Source organism: Zunongwangia pacifica (assembly GCF_023499215.1).
Taxonomy (GTDB): Bacteria; Bacteroidota; Bacteroidia; order Flavobacteriales; family Flavobacteriaceae; genus Zunongwangia; species Zunongwangia pacifica.
Genome location: NZ_JAKHSK010000014.1, coordinates 62,092 through 84,994 on the forward strand (window position 1 = coordinate 62,092; position 22,903 = coordinate 84,994).

Annotated in this window: 20 protein-coding genes; 7 read left to right on the forward strand and 13 right to left on the reverse strand. The window is 35.6% G+C overall.

Annotated features, from left to right (window positions below; genetic code table 11):
• Positions 1-2: 2 nt before the first annotated feature.
• The 4 genes from L1967_RS11230 to L1967_RS11245 form a co-directional block, all read right to left on the reverse strand.
• Positions 3-923, reverse strand: a complete 921-nt coding sequence (locus L1967_RS11230) for a homoserine kinase (RefSeq protein ID WP_249601722.1) — start codon at positions 921-923, stop codon at positions 3-5.
• 2 nt (positions 924-925) lie between these two features.
• Positions 926-3,373: a bifunctional aspartate kinase/homoserine dehydrogenase I gene (gene thrA, locus L1967_RS11235; RefSeq protein ID WP_249601723.1), complete on the reverse strand. Its 2,448-nt coding sequence runs from the start codon at positions 3,371-3,373 to the stop codon at positions 926-928.
• Between the two features lie 348 nt (positions 3,374-3,721).
• Positions 3,722-5,185, reverse strand: a complete 1,464-nt coding sequence (locus L1967_RS11240) for an AAA family ATPase (protein WP_249601724.1) — start codon at positions 5,183-5,185, stop codon at positions 3,722-3,724.
• 14 nt (positions 5,186-5,199) lie between these two features.
• Complete coding sequence (locus L1967_RS11245; protein ID WP_249601725.1) at positions 5,200-6,348, reverse strand: vWA domain-containing protein; 1,149 nt, start codon at positions 6,346-6,348, stop codon at positions 5,200-5,202.
• 311 nt (positions 6,349-6,659) lie between these two features.
• On the opposite strand from L1967_RS11245, the gene L1967_RS11250 reads away from it, so the two are divergent.
• On the forward strand, positions 6,660-7,757 hold the full coding sequence (locus tag L1967_RS11250; RefSeq protein WP_249601726.1) for an endonuclease/exonuclease/phosphatase family protein: 1,098 nt from the start codon (positions 6,660-6,662) through the stop codon (positions 7,755-7,757).
• Here the strand turns inward: L1967_RS11250 and L1967_RS11255 are convergent.
• Together L1967_RS11255 and L1967_RS11260 are read right to left on the reverse strand one after the other, a co-directional pair.
• Positions 7,741-8,145 (reverse strand): response regulator, encoded by a 405-nt coding sequence (locus L1967_RS11255; RefSeq protein WP_249601727.1) that lies wholly within the window; start codon positions 8,143-8,145, stop codon positions 7,741-7,743. The two genes, L1967_RS11250 and L1967_RS11255, sit on opposite strands and share 17 nt — an antisense overlap.
• Positions 8,146-8,193: 48 nt before the next feature.
• Entirely contained in the window at positions 8,194-9,945 is a 1,752-nt protein-coding gene (locus L1967_RS11260; RefSeq protein WP_249601728.1) for a PAS domain S-box protein, read from the reverse strand.
• Between the two features lie 206 nt (positions 9,946-10,151).
• On the opposite strand from L1967_RS11260, the gene L1967_RS11265 reads away from it, so the two are divergent.
• Complete coding sequence (locus tag L1967_RS11265; RefSeq protein ID WP_249601729.1) at positions 10,152-10,883, forward strand: tyrosine-protein phosphatase; 732 nt, start codon at positions 10,152-10,154, stop codon at positions 10,881-10,883.
• Here the strand turns inward: L1967_RS11265 and L1967_RS11270 are convergent.
• The 6 genes from L1967_RS11270 to L1967_RS11295 are packed head-to-tail and all read right to left on the reverse strand — an operon-like array spanning position 10,880 to position 17,322.
• Entirely contained in the window at positions 10,880-12,199 is a 1,320-nt protein-coding gene (locus L1967_RS11270; protein WP_249601730.1) for a polysaccharide biosynthesis protein, read from the reverse strand. The two genes, L1967_RS11265 and L1967_RS11270, sit on opposite strands and share 4 nt — an antisense overlap.
• Entirely contained in the window at positions 12,192-13,331 is a 1,140-nt protein-coding gene (locus L1967_RS11275) for a DegT/DnrJ/EryC1/StrS family aminotransferase (RefSeq protein ID WP_249601731.1), read from the reverse strand. Before L1967_RS11275 ends, L1967_RS11270 begins: the two co-directional genes overlap by 8 nt.
• A gap of 27 nt (positions 13,332-13,358) precedes the next feature.
• Entirely contained in the window at positions 13,359-13,955 is a 597-nt protein-coding gene (locus tag L1967_RS11280) for a sugar transferase (RefSeq protein WP_249601732.1), read from the reverse strand.
• 53 nt (positions 13,956-14,008) lie between these two features.
• On the reverse strand, positions 14,009-15,289 hold the full coding sequence (locus L1967_RS11285) for a nucleotide sugar dehydrogenase (RefSeq protein ID WP_249601733.1): 1,281 nt from the start codon (positions 15,287-15,289) through the stop codon (positions 14,009-14,011).
• A complete protein-coding gene (locus L1967_RS11290) occupies positions 15,290-16,291 on the reverse strand; it encodes an SDR family oxidoreductase (protein ID WP_249601734.1) in 1,002 nt (333 codons plus the stop codon).
• Positions 16,292-16,302: 11 nt separating this feature from the next.
• Complete coding sequence (locus L1967_RS11295; RefSeq protein ID WP_249601735.1) at positions 16,303-17,322, reverse strand: LacI family DNA-binding transcriptional regulator; 1,020 nt, start codon at positions 17,320-17,322, stop codon at positions 16,303-16,305.
• 105 nt (positions 17,323-17,427) lie between these two features.
• Here L1967_RS11295 and L1967_RS11300 point away from each other — a divergent pair, with 105 nt between their 5' ends.
• The 5 genes from L1967_RS11300 to L1967_RS11315 all read left to right on the forward strand — a co-directional run bounded on the left by L1967_RS11300 (position 17,428) and on the right by L1967_RS11315 (position 19,981).
• Entirely contained in the window at positions 17,428-17,904 is a 477-nt protein-coding gene (locus tag L1967_RS11300; RefSeq protein WP_249601736.1) for a thiol-disulfide oxidoreductase DCC family protein, read from the forward strand.
• On the forward strand, positions 17,891-18,025 hold the full coding sequence (locus L1967_RS22265) for a hypothetical protein (protein ID WP_262917439.1): 135 nt from the start codon (positions 17,891-17,893) through the stop codon (positions 18,023-18,025). The genes L1967_RS11300 and L1967_RS22265 overlap by 14 nt, the downstream gene beginning before the upstream one ends.
• A 123-nt stretch (positions 18,026-18,148) precedes the next feature.
• Positions 18,149-18,469 carry a phosphoribosylpyrophosphate synthetase gene (locus L1967_RS11305; protein WP_249601737.1) on the forward strand — a complete coding sequence of 107 codons (321 nt, stop codon included), beginning with the start codon at positions 18,149-18,151 and terminating at the stop codon, positions 18,467-18,469.
• Positions 18,470-18,569: 100 nt separating this feature from the next.
• Positions 18,570-19,070 (forward strand): Dps family protein, encoded by a 501-nt coding sequence (locus L1967_RS11310; RefSeq protein WP_249601738.1) that lies wholly within the window; start codon positions 18,570-18,572, stop codon positions 19,068-19,070.
• 14 nt (positions 19,071-19,084) lie between these two features.
• Positions 19,085-19,981: a mechanosensitive ion channel family protein gene (locus L1967_RS11315; RefSeq protein ID WP_249601739.1), complete on the forward strand. Its 897-nt coding sequence runs from the start codon at positions 19,085-19,087 to the stop codon at positions 19,979-19,981.
• 79 nt (positions 19,982-20,060) lie between these two features.
• Here the strand turns inward: L1967_RS11315 and L1967_RS11320 are convergent, their stop codons facing one another.
• Positions 20,061-22,835 carry an outer membrane beta-barrel protein gene (locus tag L1967_RS11320; protein WP_249601740.1) on the reverse strand — a complete coding sequence of 925 codons (2,775 nt, stop codon included), beginning with the start codon at positions 22,833-22,835 and terminating at the stop codon, positions 20,061-20,063.
• Positions 22,836-22,903: the final 68 nt, after the last annotated feature.

Consider the following 22,903-nt stretch of genomic DNA (forward strand, 5'->3'; position numbering starts at 1 on the left):
TTCTATAATATTTTTACCCCTTCAGGATTGATTTTTGATAAATGAAGATCGTAAGTTATACTTTGTTTTTCCATAAATTCAGCAATACTGGCTTTTACCTTTTCAGCCCTTTCTTCACCACGACACATCGCATAAACCGATGGCCCCGAACCCGAAATACCAAATCCCAGTGCTCCGCTTTCCAAAGAAATCTCCTTAATTTCATCGAAATATGGTATTAATATGGAACGGATAGGCTCTACAATTTCGTCTTTAAGGCTTCTGCCCAACAAATCATAATCGTTGATATATAAGGCGCTTACCAACGCACCAAGATTTCCCCATTGGCTCACCGCTTTATCAAGACTAATATTACGCTTTATAATTGCACGTGAATCTTTGGTTTTCACCTCGATTTGAGGATGAAGAATCACCACATTCAATTCTTCGGGAGATGGCAAAGATAAAACCTCTAGAGGCTCATAACTTTTTACCAGTGTAAAGCCCCCAAGTAAAGCGGGTGCCACATTATCGGCATGCGCATTACCGCTGGCCAAACGTTCACCTTCCATCGCAAAAGGTAATAATTCTACATTTTTTAGTGGAGATCCTAAGAGCTTATTTACAGCAAAAACAGCACCGGCAGAACTGGCAGCACTACTGCCAATTCCGCTTCCTGCTTTTATTTTTTTATAAATCTCGATATCAAAACCTTCGTTAGATTGTAGTTTTTCGAGCATGGCTTTTACCGCTACCCCCGCTACGTTTTGATCGACTTCCATTGGAAGATCCTGCCCTTCCAGTTTGGTGATTCGAAGTTGGTTAAGATCATTTTTTTTAATGATCATCTGGTCCCCCACATTATCCAGACAGCACCCCAACACATCGAAACCGCAGGAAAGATTGGCTACCGTTGCCGGTGCAAAAACTTTTATTTCTTCCATCGTTATTTTTTACCTATTCGTATCACATCAGCAAATATTCCCGAAGCCGTAACATCGGCTCCCGCACCTGCTCCTTTTACGATTAGTGGTTGTACACTGTAACGATCTGTAAAGAACAATACGATATTATCGCTACCACTAAGATTATAAAAAGGATGCTCTGCTCCTACTTTTTGTAATCCTACAGAAGCTTTACCATCTTCCAGCTGTGCTACATATTTTAGCTGCGCATTGTCTTTAGCCGCATCTTCGTAGATCTCTTTGAATTTGCCTTCATCTTCCTGAAGTAATTTGAAGAAATCTTCGTTGTTCTCGGTATTCAGGCTTTCTTCAGAAAGGAAACTTTTATTCTCGATATCACTAAGCTCCATTTTTAGTCCGCTTTCACGGGCTAAGATCAATATCTTACGCGCTACATCTACTCCGCTTAAATCGATTTTAGGATCGGGTTCCGTATAGCCTTCTTCCATCGCCTGTTCTACGGTTTTGTAAAATGGCTCGGTCGCATTATAGGTATTAAATACAAAATTTAAACTACCCGAAAGTACTGCCTGGATCTTATGGATTCTATCTCCTGAGGCTATTAAATTTTTAAGCGTATCGATAATGGGCAATCCTGCACCAACATTGGTTTCATAAAGGAATGATGCTCCGTATTCCCTGGACAATTGTTGTAAGTGCTGGTAATTCACCAAATCATCGGCAGCAGCAATTTTATTACAGGTCACCACAGCAATCGAATTTGCAAGATATTCTTTATACCATTTTGAAATTTCGGCACTGGCGGTGTTATCTACAAAAATGCTGTTACGCAAATTGAATTCTTTTACTTTATTAAAAAAGTTATGCTTACTGGCTTTTTCGCCACCATCTAATAATTCCTGCCACTTGCTTAAATCCAGTCCGTTTTCATCAAAAACCATAGTTCTGGAATTTGATAATCCTAGCACACGAACTTTAAGCCTCAATTTTTCCAGCAGATATTTTTCCTGCTTTTCTAATTGTGATAACAGTTTGCTACCCACATTTCCAACTCCGGTGATAAAAAGGTTGAGTTCTTTAGAAGGTACTTCAAAAAACTGTTCATGTAGCGTATTTAATGCTTTATTGATATCTTTTTTAGCAATCACCGCCGAGATATTACGCTCTGAAGATCCCTGAGCAATCGCTCTAATATTAATATTATTATTTCCTAATGCACTAAACATTTTACCACTTAGTCCGTGATGACTCTTCATACGATCTCCCACTAAAGCAATGATCGCCACATTACCTTCAATCTCTACCGGTTTTATTTTCTGGTAATCGATTTCTACGGCAAAAGCTTCATCTAAAGCTTCTTTTGCGGCCTGAGCTTCGTCACCTTTTACCGCCACACAAATACTATGCTCTGAAGAAGCCTGAGTGATCAACACGACATTGATATTCTCCTGATACAAGGTTTCAAAAAATCGTTTTGAAAAACCGGGAATTCCTACCATTCCGCTACCTTCAATATTCAGCAATTTTATATCATCGATATGCGTGATCCCGGTTACCCATCTAAAGTTTTCTTTACTGGATTTTGAAATTAAGGTTCCTGCATCATCTGGTGAAAATGTATTTTTGATATGAATTTGAATTCCTTTATCCAAAAGCGGTTGTAAGGTTGGCGGATATAAAACTTTGGCACCAAAATGCGATAATTCCATCGCTTCCTGATAGGAAATATTCTTAAGCGGATAGGCCTGATGCACCACATTTGGATTAGCGGTGTACATTCCGTTTACATCGGTATAAATAATCACTTTGGCCACATCTAAAGCGCCACCAAAAATGGCCGCGGTAAAATCACTACCACCTCGTCCTAATGTACTTGGCACGCCCTGCTCATTTTTAGCTACAAAGCCGGGAGCCACAAAAAGACTGGCATCATTTTCTTTAAAATACTGAACAATGTTTTTATTGGTCAGTTCATAATTCAACTGAATTTTCTCGTTATTATTCTTACAAACAATCAATTCTCTAGAATCGATTAAAAGCGCATCTGTGGCCAGACTTTTAAAATACTCCGCAATAATTAAAGAGGATAATATTTCTCCAAAACTAGACACTACGTGTTTTGTTTTATTGGATAACTCGTTAAGCAAATAAACACCTTCATACAAGGTTTCCAGTCTATTAAACTCGGTTTTCACCTTGCTTAAAACCCCACTTTGATTTTGAACGGGAATAAGTTCTTTTACCGCATCAAGGTGTCTTTTCTCGTTTTGAGCCAGAATTTCTTTATAGGCTAAATCTTCTTTAGCCGCCAATGCTGCCATTTTTAAAAGATCGTTGGTTACCCCACCAAACGCTGAAAATACAGCAATGGTTTTATCTTGTTGCACATGCTTTTTTACAGTTTCGGCTACAAGTTTGATTCGCTCCGGAGAGGCCAAAGAAGATCCTCCGAATTTTAGAATATTCATAAGAATAATTTAAATAGTTTGTAATAAATAGTTTTGAGTTCGTTGTAAAACGTGTGTGAGTGCGGACGGAAAATTATATACATACTACCCCAAAGGGGTAATAATTGTACGAGTAATAATAATAGAAATAGCAACTCCTGTTGTAGAAGTAATGGTAGAATCGCTATTTATTTTAATACTCTTCATTGCTTTCCTTAAAAGATGTGATAAAAGTATAGAAATAAGAAGATATAAAAAATTAAAAATCCACATTTACTGAAAAAATATGAGATTTTCATAATTTATGAAAAACGAAAGCCCGATTTTTAGTAAAATCGGGCTTTTATTCGTTTTATTTCAATAGAAAAATTATAGTCCGCTAATATAACTTCCGTAGAGGTCATTAAACTGAATCCCTTTGGTGTATCGTTGCTTGCTTAGTTTCTTGAATTCTACCAATCCCCAAAGTAAAAATTCTTTTAGAAAATAGGTATCGATTTTGTCCATTTCTGGCTGATATTTTTTGATCAGTTCATTTAATGGTTCTACCTCATCCAGTTTTTTCTTGTATTCCTCATCGGTAAGATCGTCTGGAAGTTCAAATCCGGTTTGTTCAAAAAACCACTCCACCAAATCATCATACGGTGTTTTCTCATCTGGGCGTTGTAATTTTTCGATCTTAGGGAAATAGTCAGGGAATAAGGTTTTTACCGCATCCCCCAGTAATTGCGTTGCAACAACGGCGGCTCCTTCCTGCTCTCCTTCGTACACCAGTTCTACTTTACCTGTTATTGAAGGAATAACCCCCATAAAATCGCCAAATCTTAGCAAGGTTTTATCTTCTCCGTTTTTTAAGGTTCTGCGCTCTGCCGCACTTAAAAGATTTTCATAAGCGGTAATACTCATTCTGGCACTAATTCCACTTTTCTCATCTATAAATTCACTTTCTCGGGCTTCAAAACCAATTTGTTCCAGCAGGTCTTTCGCTAATTCTGGGACATACACCATTTCGGTTTGTCTGGAATCTAACTTCGCTTCCTGCTGCGTGATGGTCTTGGCAATCTCTATTGTTTCAGGATAATGCGTTAAAATTTGCGAGCCAATCCTATCTTTAAGCGGAGTTACAATGCTACCACGGTTGGTGTAGTCTTCGGGGTTTGCTGTAAATACAAATTGCATATCTAAAGGCAATCTTAATTTAAAACCACGAATCTGAATATCGCCCTCCTGAAGGATATTGAACAGCGCCACCTGAATTCTGGCCTGTAAATCGGGCAACTCATTAATAACAAAAATACTACGGTTAGCACGGGGGATCATCCCAAAATGAATCACACGATCGTCTGCATAACTTAATTTTAAATTAGCCGCTTTAATAGGATCTACATCCCCAATTAAATCGGCTACCGTAACGTCTGGTGTGGCGAGCTTTTCAAAAAATCGTTCATTACGATGAATCCACGTAATTGGCGTTTTATCGCCTTTCTCAGCTATTAGTTCTTTTGCATAACGCGAAATGGGATTAAATGGATCGTCACTAATTTCTGAACCTTCCACCGCCGGGATATATTCATCTAGAAGATTTAGCATTAAACGTGCTAACCTTGTTTTTGCCTGCCCACGTAATCCTAATAAATTGATATTATGTTTTGATAATATCGCGCGTTCTAGTTCGGGGATCACCGTATCATCGTAACCATGAATTCCGGTGAATGAGGCTTCATTCTTCTTAATTTTTTCAATTAAATTATCACGAAGCTCATCTTTTATGCCTTTACTTTTATATCCTGAAGATTTGAGGTCTCCAAGGGTTTTCATTTTTTCAATATTCATATCTTCTTTTTCTTTTAGCCTCTAATTCTTTTTTTTCTGTTCGTTTCGTAATCTTCAAAGATCATTTCCCCAAGTCCTTTAAGGCCGGTATAAAATGCTTTTCCCTGATTTGCCTGCGTAAATTCCCTTATAAATTGCATTAGATAAGGGTCTTGTGCGATCATAAACGTAGTAATGGGAATTTGAAGTTTACGTGCCTGCTGCGCCATATTATAGCATTTATCTACGATATATGGATCTAAGCCCATACTGTTTTTGTAGTAACTGCCATCACGTTCCCTAATACAGCTTGGTTTCCCATCGGTAATCATAAAGATTTGCTTATTGGTATTTCGCTTTCTACGCAAAATATCCATAGCTAGTTTTAATCCATCCACGGTATTGGTATGGTAAGGACCAACTTTTAAATACGGTAGATCTGAAATAGAAACCGGCCAGGCATCATTTCCAAAAACAATGATATCTAAAGTATCTTTGGGATAACGCGTAGTTATTAATTCGGCCAAGGCCATCGCTACTTTTTTTGCTGGAGTAATGCGATCTTCCCCATAAAGAATCATACTGTGACTAAGATCGATCATTAAAACGGTACTCATTTGGGATTTATAATGAGTTTCCTCGACTACCAAATCATCATGCGTCATATTAAAATCACCTATACCGTGATTGATCTGGGCATTTCGTAAGCTTTCGGTCATCGAAATTCGGTCTAAAGAATCTCCAAACTGGTAATCCCTAAAATCGCCGGTATGCTCATCGCCACGGCCAATATGGCTTGTACGGTGATTACCCGAGGTTCCTTTCCGCATCTTACCAAAGATCTGGTCTAGCGCCTGCTGGCGTATCGCTCTTTCGGTCTTGGCAGTGATCTTTAAACTACCAGAACCATCTCCTTCACCGTCACCATCTGGATCTATTTCTTCTTTTATGTAGCCTTTTTGCTTAAGGTCTTCAATAAAATCTTCGATCGTATAATCTGGCGTGGTAAGTTGATATTCTTCATCTAACTGGCGTAACCAGTCTAGCGCTTCATCTAAATCACCCGAAGTGTGCGTGATCAATTCTTTAAAAATCTCAAAGAGTTTTTCAAAAGGACTTGTATTCGGCTCTTCATATCTCTTGAAGACAAACCCCTTTTCCTTCATTTTATCTTTCTTCTTCATACTTTAAAATTAAGCTTTTTTCAATAGAATTAAAATTCAACATTTCATAACTTTTAGAAATGAAGAGTTTATTTTTTGGCTTTCCAGTAAACTCCCTCAGTACAGGCACATGAGGCATTAGTTTGGAAATCATTTTATTTCGAGACATCCCGATGGCTATCGGAACGGGACCGGAGCATTTAGTCTCGATTATCGATTAAAATTGCTGACTTTACGTTATTCTTTTCTTAAATGCTTTCAAATTTTCTTGAATAATCAGAGATTTGAAACGAAATTGATCGAAAAATTTCCAATATAAAACGAGCATCAGCATGGATAGCGCTGAAATTATTACACTTTGCCTTAATTTTATTTTTTTAATTCCAACTTTAGCCTCTATTACACGCTTTGATCAATGGTGGATTAGGGGATTCGACTTTCCCAGAATACAAATTTCGGTATGCATCATTATTACGCTGATATTATGCTTTTTTGTATATGATTTTTCTGAAACATGGCATTATGCAGCGACAATTCTTCTCTCCTTAAGTTTAATTTATCAATGTGTTAAAATATTCCCATACACTATACTTGCCAAAAAACAGGTAATTAAATTTAAAGGGAAAGAAGAAAATGATACTATTTCTATTCTGGTAAGCAATGTTTTAACCCCAAATAAGCATCCTGAAAAATTAATTGCTCTGGTTAAAAAGAGACAACCAGATATCCTTCTAACCTTAGAAACCGATAAACGCTGGGAAAAGAAATTAGCAGAAATTGAAGGCGATTATAAATATACCGTAAAAGTCCCCTTAGACAATCTTTACGGAATGCACTTGTATTCTAAACTAGAGTTAATAGATGCCGACGTTCATTATCTTGTTCAGGAAGACATCCCGTCGATTCATGGTTATGTAAAGCTTAGAAATGGTACTAAATTAAAGATTCACTGTTTACATCCTATGCCTCCAAGTCCTACTGAAAGTTATACCTCGACTAACCGGGATGCTGAAATTTTAATGCTGGGAAGGGATTTATCACCAGAAGATCGCAAAGTACTGGTTTTTGGTGATCTTAATGATGTAGCATGGTCCAGAACGACAAAACTTTTCCAACAAATGAGCGGATTAATGGATCCACGAATAGGAAGAGGCTTTTTTAATACCTTTCATGCTGGCTATCGCTTTTTTCGCTGGCCATTAGACCATGTTTTTCACTCTAAAGATTTTACTTTAATTGAGATTGCCAGGGAAAAAAGTATTGGTAGCGATCACTTCCCTATGTATATAAAATTAAATTACGAACCTAGGGCTGAATGGGTACAGCAAGAATTAGAATTAGATCGTGAAGACGAGTTATGGGCGCATGAAAAAATTGAAGAGGCACATCCTTTAGAAAAAAGTATAACTATCCCTAAAAAAATACGTTAATAGGCTTTAGCTGTTTTAGTGACTCGCAATGTTTTAAGGTTACAGGTTTTTCTATGTAATCAATAACTCGCTGGTACTTTTTAGCTCTTATTCGGTCTTTTTGATCTATAGATGAAGTAACCATAATCACATGAATTTGGTCGTGCAAAGGATGCTCTTTAATCTTATCTAAAAATTGCCATCCCGACATTATAGGCATGTTAATATCAAGAAGGATAAGATACTCCTTCTTTTTATCATTTAAATTATCGGGTGTATTTAAATACTCTAAAGTTTCAAGAGCACTTTTAAAAATGACAGGCTCAGATGAAATTTCACATCTACAAATCATTTTTTGTTGCATCATTAAAACAATATCATCATCATCTACCAAAATGACTTCTAACATAATGTAGGTTAAGATTAATGTTCTACATAGACTTAGGGCTGTATAAATCTATTTATAATATGTCTTTTGTGCTATGTTTCTTATCACAGCATCTAAATCCTCGGCGGAATTTAATATATTTTCTAATAAATCTTTAGTTTCTTTAGGATTATTTTCAGTATACTTTAATAATTCAACCAGTCCCATAATTTTGGCTAAAGGTCCTCTTACCATGTGAGATTGCTCCCAGGCAATTTCTTCTAATTTCTGATTTCTGTTTTCTATTTGTTTAATATATTCCTTTTGCTGGGTAATATCCTGTTTAGAGCCTATTATTCGTTGTGCTTTGTTTTTTTTATCATAAAGTACATAATTTCGATCTAAAAAAGTTTTATAGCTTCCATCTGCACATAAAAATCTATATTCTAGCTGAAAAGATTTTCCTCCTTCCTTAAGTGTTTTTTCAACTTTTTTCTTAATACATTTTCTTTCGCTATCATGAATATGTTGATACCACCATTTTTTAAAATCCTTTTTTTCTATTTTACCAGGGTCATAACCACATACTTTATAAAAACCTTTTGAAATTGTAACGGTATTGTCATTTAGGTCTAAATCGGTTATAATATCACTTGTTGCCTCAGAAACTATTTCGTATCGCGATAAACTCTCAGACAAACGATTTCTCTGCTCCACCAAATCAGTTACATCCCTACTATTAATAACAATCCCTTTAATAGGTGCATAATCCATTAAGTTGGACAATTTCGTCTCCATATACCGCCAATATCCCATACCATCTTTAACTCTATAAAAAGGAAGGCCTATTTTATTATTTTCAGTATGCTTTATTGATCTTACTATCGATTTTAAATATTTTTGATCTTCTGGATGTATACTATCAAAAAAGTTTTGCTGCTTTAGTTGTCTTGGTTTTAATCTTAAGATGTTTTCTACACTGGGACTTATATAATTATAATTAAAATCTGCATCTAAAATGGCTATTAAATCTCCACCTTCCTGCACTAAAGATTTAAAGCGCTCTTCACTATCCTTTAAGGCTTGTCTTATCTTAAGATTCTCTGTTACATCTTCAGCAATAGTTAACCGGGCCTCTATATTATCGTAATTAATGGGAGAGCTATAAAAATTCACTTTAATCTCGGTACCATCTTTCTTAACGTAACACATGGTATCGTGCAAAAAATCATCGGCAAATTCTTTTATCAAAAATTTTATCCTTTCTTTTTCTTCCGGTGCCCATAAATCACTGGCTTTCATTTTTAGGAACTCTTGTTTACTATATCCATAATGATCGATAGCCGCCTGATTTACGCTCAAATATTTTAAAGTATATCTATCTAACACCCACATAGGTAAGGGTGAAGATTGAAACAATGTCTTATAATTATCCTCAGATTTACTTATTTGTTGTTTATATTCTTTACGTTTTATGGCAAAATAGATGCTTCGTTTTAAAGACGCGGGAGTAACTTCAGATACATGAATGTAATCCTCGATCCCCAATCCAAAAGCATCGTAAGCGTGTTTCCTAATTTTACTATTGGATACAATTAATACGGCGAGATTTTTCTGTTCTGTAATAAAATTTAAAATCTCTACGATATCATTTTCCTGATAACTTAGTTGTAGTACCAATATATCCACATCGCAATTTTCAAGAAGGATTCGCTTAAGGGAATTTAGACCACTGCATTGTGAAATATAATGATTTGGCTCTTGCCTTAAAGCACTTAGAATAGTTTCACTTTCTTTAATAAAGCCAAAAAGAAGAATATGTACGTTAAGCGATCTTTGCATAATTTTTAATAGAGAGTTAAAACCCTCTGTTATAAACAAAAAATGATTAAGGGCATTTTAAATTTAAGATTTTAAAACCAAACTTAACAATTTAAGTATTTAATTTTAAAAAAATCGTTCAGCACCAGCGAATATTTAAACATAATAACTGATATTTTTTTGCCCTTTTAAGTAAAACATATTACTTTTCGGCAAAAGTAAATCAGATGTTTTCATTCTTCGCGAAGAAGTATTTTTTTGTAGACCTTTTAGAAGGATTTACCGATTTTCATAACCATATTTTACCCGGTATCGATGATGGATCTCCCGATGTGGAAACCAGCCTTCAGCTTCTTAAAAAATTTGAAGAGTTTGGCGTCACCAGCTTTGTGCATACGCCCCACGTAATGAACGATTATTATCCAAACACTCCAGATACTATTAACGCGGCACTTAAGGAGTTAAAAGCCGCACAGCCAGAACACATTAAGAATTCGGCTGCTGCCGAGTATATGATGGATCAACCCCTCATGGATAAAATTGATGATGAAAAATTACTGAAAATCTCAGGGAATTTTAGTCTGGTAGAAATGTCTTTTTTACAACCGCCAATTAACCTGAAAGAAATTATTTTTGCCCTCCAAAATAAGGGCCATGTCTTAATCTTAGCACATCCAGAACGTTATGGTTTTTTCCACGCTTCCGATTTAAGAAAGTACAGCAGTTTAAAAACCCGCGGTTGTTATTTTCAGTTAAACATGCTATCCCTTAGTGAACACTACGGAAAAGGAATCCAGAAAATGGCCTTTAAATTACTCGAAAATCAAATGATCGATTATATAAGTAGTGATACACATCGTTTAGAACACCTTGAAAAATTACAAAATATCAAGTTGAAATCGAAAGAAATTGAAATGCTAAAACCTGTGATAGAAAATAGCAAATCGCTTTTTGCCTAAACCTTATAGTTTTCAAAGATGCTTTTTTTATCCTGAAACAGCATTTTATCGCTAAGCAATAAGTTTAACTGCTCAGGAAAATCACCCTTAATTTCAGTATTTCTAACAATTAGAAATGCTTCGTTTTGTTCAACTGTCGTTTCATTTTCGGCAATTAATTGCTCCTGCTCTTTCTCGCCCTGCTTTAAATTACTCTCCATAATTTCGCCAGATCGTTGATATAAAAACAAATTAGCCATTGTTTTTAACGCGACTGGATAGGTATTAAGAATCGTAAAAACACAACCAGATTTTTTACTTTCCAAAATAAAATCGGTAAGACTAAAAACTTCCTGAAGTGTAAAAAAGTAACGATACGCTTGGGGATTGTTTACGCGTATAAGCTTTTTCCAAACCAGTTGTTTTTCCCAAACCGGCAATACCGACCCTGTACTTCCTAAAACGTTCCCAAACCGAATGGTTTTAAAACGGGTCTCATCACAAACCTGCGAAAACCATAAACACAGTTTTTCTGCCCAAAGTTTACTCGTTCCCATAATCGATTTTGGATTCACCGCTTTATCTGTCGACAATAAAATACATTGCTCTGCTTTGTAGGTTTCAGCCAAATAAAAGACAATATATGTTCCTGCTATATTGTTTTTTATCACCTCTTCCAACTCATTTTCCAACAAAACAACATGCTTATATGCCGCGGCATGGATCACGATGTCTGGCTTAAATTCTTCAAAAATTGATGTCATTCGTTGTCGGTTGGTAATATCTGCAAGCAACCCTCGAATCTTCGCGTTGGGATATAAAAACCCTATTTCTTCTTCCAGATAAAATAAAGCCGACTCACTTTGATCTACAATAATGATTTCTGAAAAAGAGTTTGAATAATATTTTACCAAAGCCGAACCTATAAAACCAGCCCCGCCGGTAATCAATAACTTTTTATGTTGCTGCGTAAGTTTACTGGGGGCTACGTTATCAATTTTATATAAATCCTGAAGCTGAAATTGTTTAAAATTGAAGGTATTTTTTTTCCAATCCTGAAGCGGAATCGTAAAAACTTCAGCTTTTGCATTAATAGCTGTATCCAAAAACGCTGCTTTAATCCCAAAATCGGTTTTATGCTTTTCTTCGATGTAAATTACGGTGCATTGGTCTTCTTGAATATCTAAATGTTCGATTTCGTTAGTATGAAGACGTTTTTCATCCAAAATCAACAGCTTAGCTTTAGGCCAGTTTTCCTTAGCAAAATTAGAAACTTGTAAAAGCATAGAAGCTTCACCAAACAAAATAATCTGTGTTTTAAAATCTGGTTTAGCCATGTTTTAAGATGTTTAGAATTTCAGTTTTTATAAAATCGAGTTCTGTAGTTGTCATTGCTGTTCCCGATGGTAAACATAAGCCATTTTCAAAAATTTCTTCAGCAACACCATTTCCGTAAAAATCAAATTCGGCAAAAATAGGTTGTGTATGCAATGGTTTCCAAATACGCCGACTTTCGATAGTTCTTTCAGCTAATTTGTTCATTAATTCTAAAGGTGAAATTTGCGCTTTTTCAGGATCAATTTCTAAAATACTTAACCAGTGATTGCTTTTATATTCCGAAGAAAATTCATTAAAAATTCCACAACCTTCTATGTCATTTAAAAATGATGCATAAAATTGCTGAATTTCGCGTTTCTTTTGCACACGTTCCTCTAAAACATCGATTTGTGAAAGTCCGATTGCCGCCAAAACATTGCTCATTCGGTAATTATAGCCGATTTCTTTATGCAGATAAAAATCTTCGTTTTCTTTAGACTGCGTAGCCCAGAAAATAGCTTTGTTTTTCTTAATTTGATCCTGGCAAACTAAAGCGCCGCCGGCCGAGGTGGTAATAATTTTATTTCCATTAAAAGAAAACACCGCCAAATCGCCAAAACTACCACACGGCCTATTTTTATACCTGCTTCCCAAAGCTTCCGCCGCGTCTTCTATAATTGGGATTTCATATTCAGCCGAAATTCGATGAATTTCGTCCACTTTATAAGGCATTCCGTAGATATGGACCACAATGATCGCTTTAGGTTTCTTTCCCTTTTTAATTTGGGATTTAATGGCTTCTTCCAAAAAATAAGGCGATAAATTATAGGTTTCCTTTTCGCTATCTACAAAAATGGGACATGCACCTTCATACAACACCGGATTTACGGAAGCCGCAAAGCTCAGGCTTTGGCAAATCACCACATCATCTTTACCAATATTAAATAATTTTAAAGCTAAATGTAAGGCTGAAGTTCCCGAATTAAGGGCTACGACGTGATGATCCTTACTTTCTAAACATGAAGAAATTTTAGCTTCAAATTCACTAATCTGAGGCCCCACGGGTGCCACCCAGTTTTCCTGAAATACCTGCTGTATTTTTTGCAGTTCGTTACCACTTAAATGCGGCGGTGAAAGCCAGATTTTCTTCATTAATAAATGAATTTTAGGAAATATAGGTTATTCTGCTTTCTTTTTAGGAATTACATGTTCAAAATTTACTGCATCGTAACCATTGGCACTGTAAATGGTCTTCAATAAAATTTTAAGATCCATCCAAAAACTTTGATGCTCGATATAATAATTATCAAGACGGTATTTCTCTGGCCATTTTAGCGAATTTCTACCGGTTATTTGTGCCAGCCCTGTAATTCCCGGCAGCACACGATGCCGGTCTCGCTGTAACTTATCGTCAAGATTAATATAATATACCGGCAAAGGTCGCGGGCCTATAAAACTCATTTCAAATTTTAGAATATTAATAAGTTGCGGGATTTCATCTAAACCCGATTGTCTTAAAAATCGGCCTAACCTGGTAACGCGAAGTTCTTCCGGTAAAAGTTTCCCTTCAGAATCCTTCTTATCATTCATCGTTTTAAACTTGTAAATTCTAAAACTTTGGGTATGCTTCCCTACCCGATCCTGAATAAAAAAGGGATGAAACCTATCGAAAATAGGGATAAATAAAATGATGAGTACAAAAAATGGCAGAAAAAGGACTAGCGTAAACAGCGCAAAAATAAAGTCGAATACACTTTTTACGTATTTACGATACATATTAAACTAGCTTTAAAAATTACAGCAAACTAAACCTGAAATTGGATAAAAAATTACAGTTTTTTATCGGCTTTTTCACCTAAAACACCCTTAACATCATAAATTACCGCGTTTTTGGTTTTCAATTCTTCCAAATCCATTTCTAGAAATTCCTGATGGGCGACAGCTAAAATTACAGCATCGTATTTAGCATTGGGTTTTTTGTTTAAGGTTTTTACACCATACTCATGCAGCACTTCTTCGGGATTTGCTAAAGGATCATACACCGAAATATTTACCCCATAATCTTTCAAATTGCGATAAACGTCGATAACCCGGGTATTACGAACGTCTGGACAATTTTCCTTAAAGGTAAATCCTAAAATAAGAATATTAGACTCTTTAACCTTAAGATCTTTTTTCAGCATCAGCTTTACCAGTTCGGCAGCGACATATTGTCCCATACTATCGTTCATACGTCTTCCGGCAAGGATAATTTCAGGATGATAGCCTACCGCCTGGGCTTTTTGAGCCAGATAATAAGGATCTACACCAATACAATGCCCACCAACAAGTCCTGGAGTAAACGGAATAAAATTCCATTTTGTACCGGCAGCTTGCAGCACCGATTTAGTATCGATCTCTAAAATATTAAAGATTTTTGCCAATTCGTTTACAAAAGCGATATTGATATCACGTTGCGAATTTTCAATCACTTTAGCCGCTTCGGCTACTTTTATTGAAGGTGCCAAATGGGTTCCCGCGGTAATTACCGAGGCGTAAATAGCATTGATTTCTTCAGCAATTTCTTTGGTAGAACCTGAAGTGACCTTTAAAATTTTATCGACTGTATGTTTTTTATCACCGGGATTTATACGTTCTGGAGAATAGCCTACAAAAAAGTGTTTATTAAATTTTAACTTGCTGAACTTCTCTAATACCGGCACACATTCTTCTTCAGTAGCTCCAGGAAAAACAGTACTTTCATAAACCACGATATCTCCATTTCTCAACACTTTCCCTACGGTTTCACTACTTTTATAAAGCGGGGTAAGATCTGGTTTGTTGTTTTTATCTACCGGAGTGGGAACAGTAATGACATAAAAATTACAGTCTTCTATATCTTCAGAATTTGACGTACAGAATAAACCAATTTCTTCAGAATTAGTTTCTTTTAAAACTGCTTTTAAATCTTTATTTTCAACTTCTAAAGTCTTGTCTTTTCCCTGCTGTAATTCGCTAATTCGAGTGTCATTAATATCGAATCCAACAACGGTATACTTCGTGGCAAAAAGACGCGCCAAAGGTAAACCTACATATCCAAGACCTATAACTGCTATTTTCTTTTGTGTCATTTACTTTAAATTATTCCAATACCAGGAAACGGCTTCAGCTAAACCTTCGGTAACCGAGAATTCTGGCTGATATCCAAGTAATTTCTTAGCTTTTTCGATCGATGCCTGCGAATGTGGTACATCGCCCTGGCGCTCGGGACCGTATTTCGCTGAAATTCCTGAAATTTCAGGATCAAATTTAGATAATTCTGACTTTAATATTTCAACAAGTTGATTCAGATTTGTTCTTCCGCCATAGGCCACATTATATACCTGATTCACAGCTTCCGGATGATCGGTAAGCATTGCCAGTAAATTCATCTGGATCACATTGTCGATATAGGTAAAATCTCGCGAAAAGCTCCCATCACCATTAATCAAAGGCGATTGATGATCCATTAGTTTTTTCACAAATTTTGGGATTACCGCTGCATAAGCTCCATTTGGATCCTGATGTCTCCCAAATACATTAAAATAACGCAAACCAATACTGTCTAAGTCATAAGTTTTCTGAAAAACATCGGCGTACAATTCGTTTACATATTTTGTGATTGCGTATGGAGACAAGGGGTTCCCAATATTATCTTCGATTTTTGGCAAAGCTGAGGCATCACCATAAGTTGAAGAACTTGCCGCATAAATAAATCTTTTTACCTTGTTTTCTTTAGCGGCAACCAACATATTTAAAAATCCACTTATATTCACATTATTCGTGGTTTGTGGATCTTTAATTGAACGGGGAACCGATCCTAATGCCGCCTGATGCAAAATATAGTCGACATTTTTACAAGCATTTAAACACGCCTTGGCATCACAAATATCGGCTTCTAGTAAAGTGAAATTGGGATGAGCTTTAAATGCGTTAAGATTTGCTCTTTTTCCGGTAGAAAAATTGTCGAGGCAAATCACTTTTACATTAAGATCTATAAGAGTTTGGCAAAGATTAGAACCAATAAAACCGGCGCCACCAGTAACAAGTACCGTACTGGTGGTTAATTTTGCCTGTTTATTTGTGTCTATCAAAATATTGATAATTAATGTTCAGAATCGAACGTAGTCGATTCTAAATTTACCAATTTAGTTTTGATAATTTTTTCTGTAGTTTTATTTAATTCGGCTTCTCCTTTTAATCGTCTTCCAAGAAGCTTCATCGCTCCTTTTCCAATTTTACGAGGATTTTGCTCTATATAACTAATTGATGGGGTTAAATAAGACGTAATTTCTTCATTTAAGAAACCAACAACCTTTAAATCTTCGGGAATACGAATATTATGTTCGTAAGCATAGCGGTACACTCTCATTGTACTTTCAGTATCACAACAAAGCACTGCTTCTACCTTATCATCGATTAAAATCTCGTGAATTTTTTCTTCCAGAAACTCCCGTCTTGTTGAAGCTGCAATATGCTCTTTCATACTGGGCAATAAAGCTTCCTGATATCCTCTAATCCTTTCCTTACCATTAACCAGGTGAAGAATGGTTGAAACCACACCAATTTTCTTGATTCCCTTTTTGATGAGTTTTGTGGTTACCTTTTTAAAACTTTCCGCATCATCTACACCTACTTTATCTACAGGCATATCATAATTAATACGGTCGTAAAGCACCACTGGGATATCATAATCGATTAAATTATAAATATGTTCGAATGAACGCTTACGTTGTGTTTCTTCGGCAATAGAAAGTAAAACACCATCCACAAAACCAGAGGTTAAATGATCTATAATCTGAACTTCACGATCGTAAGATTCGTTAGATATATAGGTGATTACCTGTAAGCCTTCTTCCTGTGCCCTTGCTTCTATCCCCGATAGGACTTTAGCAAAAAAGACATTGGCAATGTTAGGAATAATCACACCAATGGTCCCACTCCTGCTGCTTTTTAAATTAACAGCTACCGGATTAGGACGATAATTATGTAGTGCGGCCAGTTCTTTCACACGCTCCACTGTTTTCTGACTAATTTCCGGGCTGTCGTTTAAGGCTTTAGAAACAGTAGAAACTGAAACGTTAAGCAATTTAGAAAGCTCTTTTAAGGTGATTTTATTTTTCATACCTTCAACCTAAAGTTTAAATGTGGTTTTTACCCCAAAGAAAAGCATTTTTGACGTTGCTAAAAAATAAATTCGACGAATATGTGACCGGGCAATCTTATTTTCATGTTTACAAAGATAGAACTTACAACACATAACCCCAACACCCCTGTCTTGGTATGGGACGGTCACTGTGGATTTTGCAAATTCTGGAAAACAAGATGGAAAAAAAGAACAGGGAATAAGATTAAATATATTACGCTACAAAAACATGCCCTTGATTTTCCTGATATTCCCGAAAAAGAATTCAAAAAAGCCAGCCGACTTATTACGAAAGACGGAAGAGTTTTTTCCGGTCCAGACTCTGCTTATAAAGCTATGTGGTTTGCAGGCAATAAAAAATGGCATAACTGGTATCATAAATACGCATTGTTTCAGCAAATAAGCGATCATGCTTATAATCATATCGCCAAAAACAGACGTTTTTATTATAAGCTCACTATCCGATTATTGGGCAATGATCCAAATCATTTTAGACCATACTGGTTATTTTATGTCCTCTTTATAATAGCTATTATCTATCTTCTTTATGAAATTCTTTAATTCTTACTGGTTTTATATTATCGCTGCCATAATTACCATTATTGGCCTGGTAACCGGTTGGTACTTTTTCTTTTTACTGGTCTTACCCATAGGGCTTTTCAGCAGGAAAAAAGATCATTAAATCATCAACTATTAAGGAATAGCCAAAGCGAGTTAAACTTATACTAAACCAACCAAATCACTTGGAAATAAGGCGATCTCAACGTAATTTAACATTTCAAACCACTTGAAAAATTAACGAAATATGAAAGATTACGGAACACTTTCCCAAGCAATAAATAAACTAAAATTAGAAGAAGGCTACGAATATGATTTTAATCTTCTGGATGAGCATCTGGAAATAAAGTCGGAAAACGAAAAATTTAGTGTTCACGAATTCGATGTTGATAAAGTATTGCGATTTGAAGGCATGAGTAATCCAGATGACAATGCGATACTATATGCAATCACCACAGAGAATGGTAAAAAAGGAACTTTAGTTGATGGATACGGTGTTTCTAGCGGTCAGGTATCTGATGAAATGAACAAAAAACTTGATATGAAACAAAATAGACCTATAGAATAGGCTGATTGCGCTATAGCGTTAAACTTCTATTAAACGCTATAAAACATCAACTAAGTATTGTATTTTTGTATTGAAATTAAAAAAACTATAAACAAATACTATGAACTATTTAGGATTAGACAAGGAAAAAATAGCTTTAACTGTAGATGAGTTAAACATTTTACTGGCTGATTACCACTTATACTATCAGAAATTAAGAAATTTTCACTGGAATGTAATCGGCAAAAATTTCTTCGATTTACATGAAAAATTCGAAGAAATGTATGATGATGCGAAGCTGAAAGTAGATGAAATTGCAGAACGTGTTTTAACCTTACGTTTTCAACCAACAAGTAATCTTAGTGATTATTTAAAAATGTCGAATTTAGAAGAATCAATTTCTGAACTTACCGACTACGATATGATCGATCAGCTTATTAAAGATCATGGAACGATCTTGGTACAAATGAGAAAAGTAGTGAAAGCTGCAGATGCTGCCGGTGATGAAGGAACTATAGATTTAATTGGTGCTTATATTAGAGAACTTGAGAAAACAAGCTGGATGCTGGATGCTTGGAAGATGAAAACAACTGAAAATCACAAAGCTATTCCTGCTGAATAATTCCGTTAAATTACATGTCAAAAAGCTTTGATATTGAAAAATCATTAGAATCCTTAGTTGATAAACTTACAGGATGGCTTAACAGCTTAATCGTGAATCTGCCAAATATTGTTTTGGCAGTTCTCGTTTTTATACTTTTTTGGTTTATTGCTAAATGGATAGGGAAGTTAGTAAACCGACTTTTAATTCGAAAAGTAAAACAGGATTCTATAAGGGAAATTACCATTAAAGTACTTAAAGCTATCATTATCCTTACCGGATTTTTTGTGGCTTTAGGACTGCTTAACTTAAACAAATTACTTACCTCTATACTTGCGGGGGCAGGAGTAATTGGTTTAGCGGTAGGTTTGGCATTACAGGGACCTCTTAATAATAGTTTCTCTGGAGTGATCTTAAGCTTTTTACCTGAGCTGCAAATTGGTGATTGGGTAGAAACCAATGGCTATGCGGGAACGGTAATTGAAATTAACTTAAGAAGTATTAAGATTAAACAATCTGACAATAATTATGTGGTGATCCCCAACTCTAAAATTGTAGATGAAGCTTTTAAGAATTTTAGTCGAACGGAGCGATCCCGAATTTTTGTCGACTGCGGGGTGCATTACGATTCAGACCTGGAAATGGTTAAAAAATTGACTGTAGATACGATTGCCGAATTATTTCCGCAGAATGGTGAAGAAGAAGTAGAATTTCTTTACAATGAATTTGCAGATAGTTCAATTAATTTTACGGTAAGGTTTTGGACGGATGCCAGAAAAAACTTTGATATTCTTTCAGCGCAAAGCAGAGCTATTATAGCCATTAAAAAGGCCTTTGACAACAACGATATCAATATACCATTCCCAATTAGAACGATTGATTTTTCAAATAATTTAAGCTTAAATCAAAGCGAAAAAGCGAAGGAAGAATAATTAGTTCTCCATTTCAAAAAAATAAGGCTTTTGGGAATCCCAAAAGCCTTATTTTTTTGAATTAGCACTCTTCATATTATCAGAAGAAGAAGTTTCTATCTTCAATCACTCCTTTTTTCCCCAAGGTATTAAACTTATAGCTGAAACCTAACATAAAGTATTTTCGCAGCACCGTGCTTTGAACATCTTCTACATAATTTAATTCTGATTGCCGCTGAGTGTTGGTATTTTGATCCAACAAATCAAAAGCCTTTAAACTAATATTTCCTTTATTATCCAGTATGGAATAGGTCAATGTACTATTCCAAAGTACCGTAGATTGCTGAAAAGCCTGCCCTACATTCGGGTTATTAAAATAGGTCAGATCATTTTGCCATTCCAGATTTTTAGGCCAATTGGTGGTTGTTCGAAGACGAAATTCATGTCTTGTAAACTCATAATCGTCAAAAGCATCAGTATCAAATTCTACGGTATTAAATCTCATGTTATATCCTGGACGCAGCTCTAAAAAGTCCCCCAGTTTATAAGTTAAATTTAAAGTAGGGCCTATTAATCTGGAATCCCGATCGTAGATCTCGTTGTTGTTATAATTTAAGCTTCGTTGTACATTCCCGTAAAGGCCAAAGCCTACTCTTAGACTAGATAAAGTATCAAGCTCAATATCCTTACTATAACTAAAACTTCCGTACCCATTATAAGCTCCATCAACATTATCATACGTTGTAGAACGCACAAAATTGTCATCTACCTCAGATCTTGATACCACCTGATCATCTGTTTTTGTAAAACTTACATAGGCATAAAGACCACTTCGTTTTTGAAAATCGTAATTATTAAAGTTTATATAAAAATTGGTTTCATTAGAAGGCTTAAGATCTGGATTTCCCTGAATGGTATTTAATGGATCTGAAATATCAACATAAGGTGATAATTGGCGTACTCCTGGTGCATCATTTCTTCTGGAGACAGAAGAATATATACTCATTTTTTGATTAATTCTATAACTAAAATTGAAATCGTACTCTAAAGCATCAAAATCCTGTGAAAAATTAAAATCACGAAGATTATCGCTACTCGTCAATTCTCGATATACATAACCAACATCTACTCCTATATTTACCTTTTCTGTATTGAAATCTAATCCAAATTCTGGGCGATAAAATTCATTTACATTTTCAAAATCTGTACTCTGTTCCAAATTAAAGTCATCAAAGGTTCCAGAAGCATCATTAAGATCATAAACATATTGCTTATCATCTCTAGAATCATTTCCATACCCCATTTCAGAATTCAGAAAAAATTTCTCTTTAACGATCGGTAGCCTATACCTTAAAGTAGAATTAATAGTATTGTTTTCCTGTTTTCCATCAGTAAATTGATTCCTGTCGATTAATTGATCGTCATCACCAAAAGTCTCTGCTGAAGTTACTATATAAGATTCTGAATCATTATTTTCTAAATTACCGTTAACGCGTAATGAAAGTGAAGATCCGTTGTTCCATTTTTTATTTATATTAAAATTGCCCCCAAAAGTTTGCCCATCTCTAAAGGTTTGGTTATCACTTTCAGATTGATTAGTTAAATCGCCATCTTCATCATAAGTACGAGAATTTCTTTTAAAATTATTTTCGGCCTTTGTATAGCTGAAAGATGGTAATACATCTATAAACCAGGTACTATCTGGCTTCGTTGTAAACTTCATATTAGCCTGATGGCGATCTGTATTTCCCTCAGTCTTAGAATAACTCTCGGTAAAATAGCGATTATCGGGTAAGATATTTGTTCGTTCACCCTGGGTTTCTTCATAATTATTTGATCCCGAGTAAAAATAATCGGCTGAAATTTCTGAACTTTTCCCCCATGAATCCGCAAAATTAAGTCCGCCAGTTCTAGAATTTACAATACCGCTACCAAACCCAAAACTCCTCCCGTTAATACTAAATGCCCCAGTGCTTGATATACTTGCACTTCTGGCTCCTCCAAACATCTTTTCGATTTCACCAAAACTAAAACCGGGAGAATTAATATTATTACCACCGCCAAGTGCACTTATCTGTAGATCATTATCAAAATAATTTACCAGGCCGGCATATTCAAAACGTTCATCTGTTCCGCCACCACCAGATACCCGACCAAAAACACCTTTATTTTTATCTTCATCTATAGTGATATTGATGGTTTTATTTTCGCCACTACTGGTTTCACCGGTAAAAGCATCGGAATCTGATTTAGTATCGGAAACCTGAATTTTACTAATCATTTCTTTGGTTAGGTTTCGGGTGGCTATGGTAGGATCGTCACCTCCAAAGAATGATTTACCGTTCACCAGAATTTTATTTACCGGCTTACCGTTAACCGTAATATTTCCTTCGGCATCTACCTCTACTCCGGGAAGTTCTTTTAGCAAATCTTCCACCGTTGCATCCTTTTTGGTTTTAAAAGATTCTGCATTAAATTCTAACGTATCTTTTTTGATCGTCACCGGAGCTCTTCTTGCTTTCACCAAAACATCGCTCAGGGCTTCTACCTGAAATTCGAGTTCTATAGGATCTAGCCTTATCATCCTGTCACCTTTTAAACTTACTCTTTGCTCGTATGGTACATATCCTACGAAAGAAACATACACATTTACGGCCTCCAAAGATGTCCTCCCTATTAATTTATACGCTCCATCTTTATCGGTAATGGTATAGGTAACAAGGGTGCTATCCCGAACAGATTCGGCAAAAACTGTAGCAGCTTCAAGGGGAGCTTTACTTTCTTTATCGATTAATTTTCCTGAGATTTCAAATTTCTGTGCAGATAAGGAGATACTGAAAAGTCCTATGGCCAGTACCAGTATTTTTTTAAACATAAAATGATGATTTATTGATTGATATCCACTAATAACTAAAAAACTCGTTATATATTTAAAGGTTTCTT

What these genes read in the sequence shown, in the direction of transcription:
- L1967_RS11265 (WP_249601729.1), top strand. Translation starts at nt 10,152, where the DNA reads ATGTTTTCATTCTTCGCGAAGAAGTATTTTTTTGTAGACCTTTTAGAA.
- L1967_RS11305 (WP_249601737.1), top strand. Translation starts at nt 18,149, where the DNA reads ATGAAAGATTACGGAACACTTTCCCAAGCAATAAATAAACTAAAATTA.
- L1967_RS11280 (WP_249601732.1), bottom strand. Translation starts at nt 13,955, where the DNA reads ATGTATCGTAAATACGTAAAAAGTGTATTCGACTTTATTTTTGCGCTG.
- L1967_RS11270 (WP_249601730.1), bottom strand. Translation starts at nt 12,199, where the DNA reads ATGGCTAAACCAGATTTTAAAACACAGATTATTTTGTTTGGTGAAGCT.
- L1967_RS11255 (WP_249601727.1), bottom strand. Translation starts at nt 8,145, where the DNA reads ATGTTAGAAGTCATTTTGGTAGATGATGATGATATTGTTTTAATGATG.
- L1967_RS11320 (WP_249601740.1), bottom strand. Translation starts at nt 22,835, where the DNA reads ATGTTTAAAAAAATACTGGTACTGGCCATAGGACTTTTCAGTATCTCC.
- thrA (WP_249601723.1), bottom strand. Translation starts at nt 3,373, where the DNA reads ATGAATATTCTAAAATTCGGAGGATCTTCTTTGGCCTCTCCGGAGCGA.
- L1967_RS11245 (WP_249601725.1), bottom strand. Translation starts at nt 6,348, where the DNA reads ATGAAGAAGAAAGATAAAATGAAGGAAAAGGGGTTTGTCTTCAAGAGA.
- L1967_RS11285 (WP_249601733.1), bottom strand. Translation starts at nt 15,289, where the DNA reads ATGACACAAAAGAAAATAGCAGTTATAGGTCTTGGATATGTAGGTTTA.
- L1967_RS11240 (WP_249601724.1), bottom strand. Translation starts at nt 5,185, where the DNA reads ATGAATATTGAAAAAATGAAAACCCTTGGAGACCTCAAATCTTCAGGA.
- L1967_RS11315 (WP_249601739.1), top strand. Translation starts at nt 19,085, where the DNA reads ATGTCAAAAAGCTTTGATATTGAAAAATCATTAGAATCCTTAGTTGAT.
- L1967_RS11295 (WP_249601735.1), bottom strand. Translation starts at nt 17,322, where the DNA reads ATGAAAAATAAAATCACCTTAAAAGAGCTTTCTAAATTGCTTAACGTT.
- L1967_RS11300 (WP_249601736.1), top strand. Translation starts at nt 17,428, where the DNA reads ATGTTTACAAAGATAGAACTTACAACACATAACCCCAACACCCCTGTC.
- L1967_RS11230 (WP_249601722.1), bottom strand. Translation starts at nt 923, where the DNA reads ATGGAAGAAATAAAAGTTTTTGCACCGGCAACGGTAGCCAATCTTTCC.
- L1967_RS11250 (WP_249601726.1), top strand. Translation starts at nt 6,660, where the DNA reads ATGGATAGCGCTGAAATTATTACACTTTGCCTTAATTTTATTTTTTTA.
- L1967_RS22265 (WP_262917439.1), top strand. Translation starts at nt 17,891, where the DNA reads ATGAAATTCTTTAATTCTTACTGGTTTTATATTATCGCTGCCATAATT.
- L1967_RS11275 (WP_249601731.1), bottom strand. Translation starts at nt 13,331, where the DNA reads ATGAAGAAAATCTGGCTTTCACCGCCGCATTTAAGTGGTAACGAACTG.
- L1967_RS11260 (WP_249601728.1), bottom strand. Translation starts at nt 9,945, where the DNA reads ATGCAAAGATCGCTTAACGTACATATTCTTCTTTTTGGCTTTATTAAA.
- L1967_RS11310 (WP_249601738.1), top strand. Translation starts at nt 18,570, where the DNA reads ATGAACTATTTAGGATTAGACAAGGAAAAAATAGCTTTAACTGTAGAT.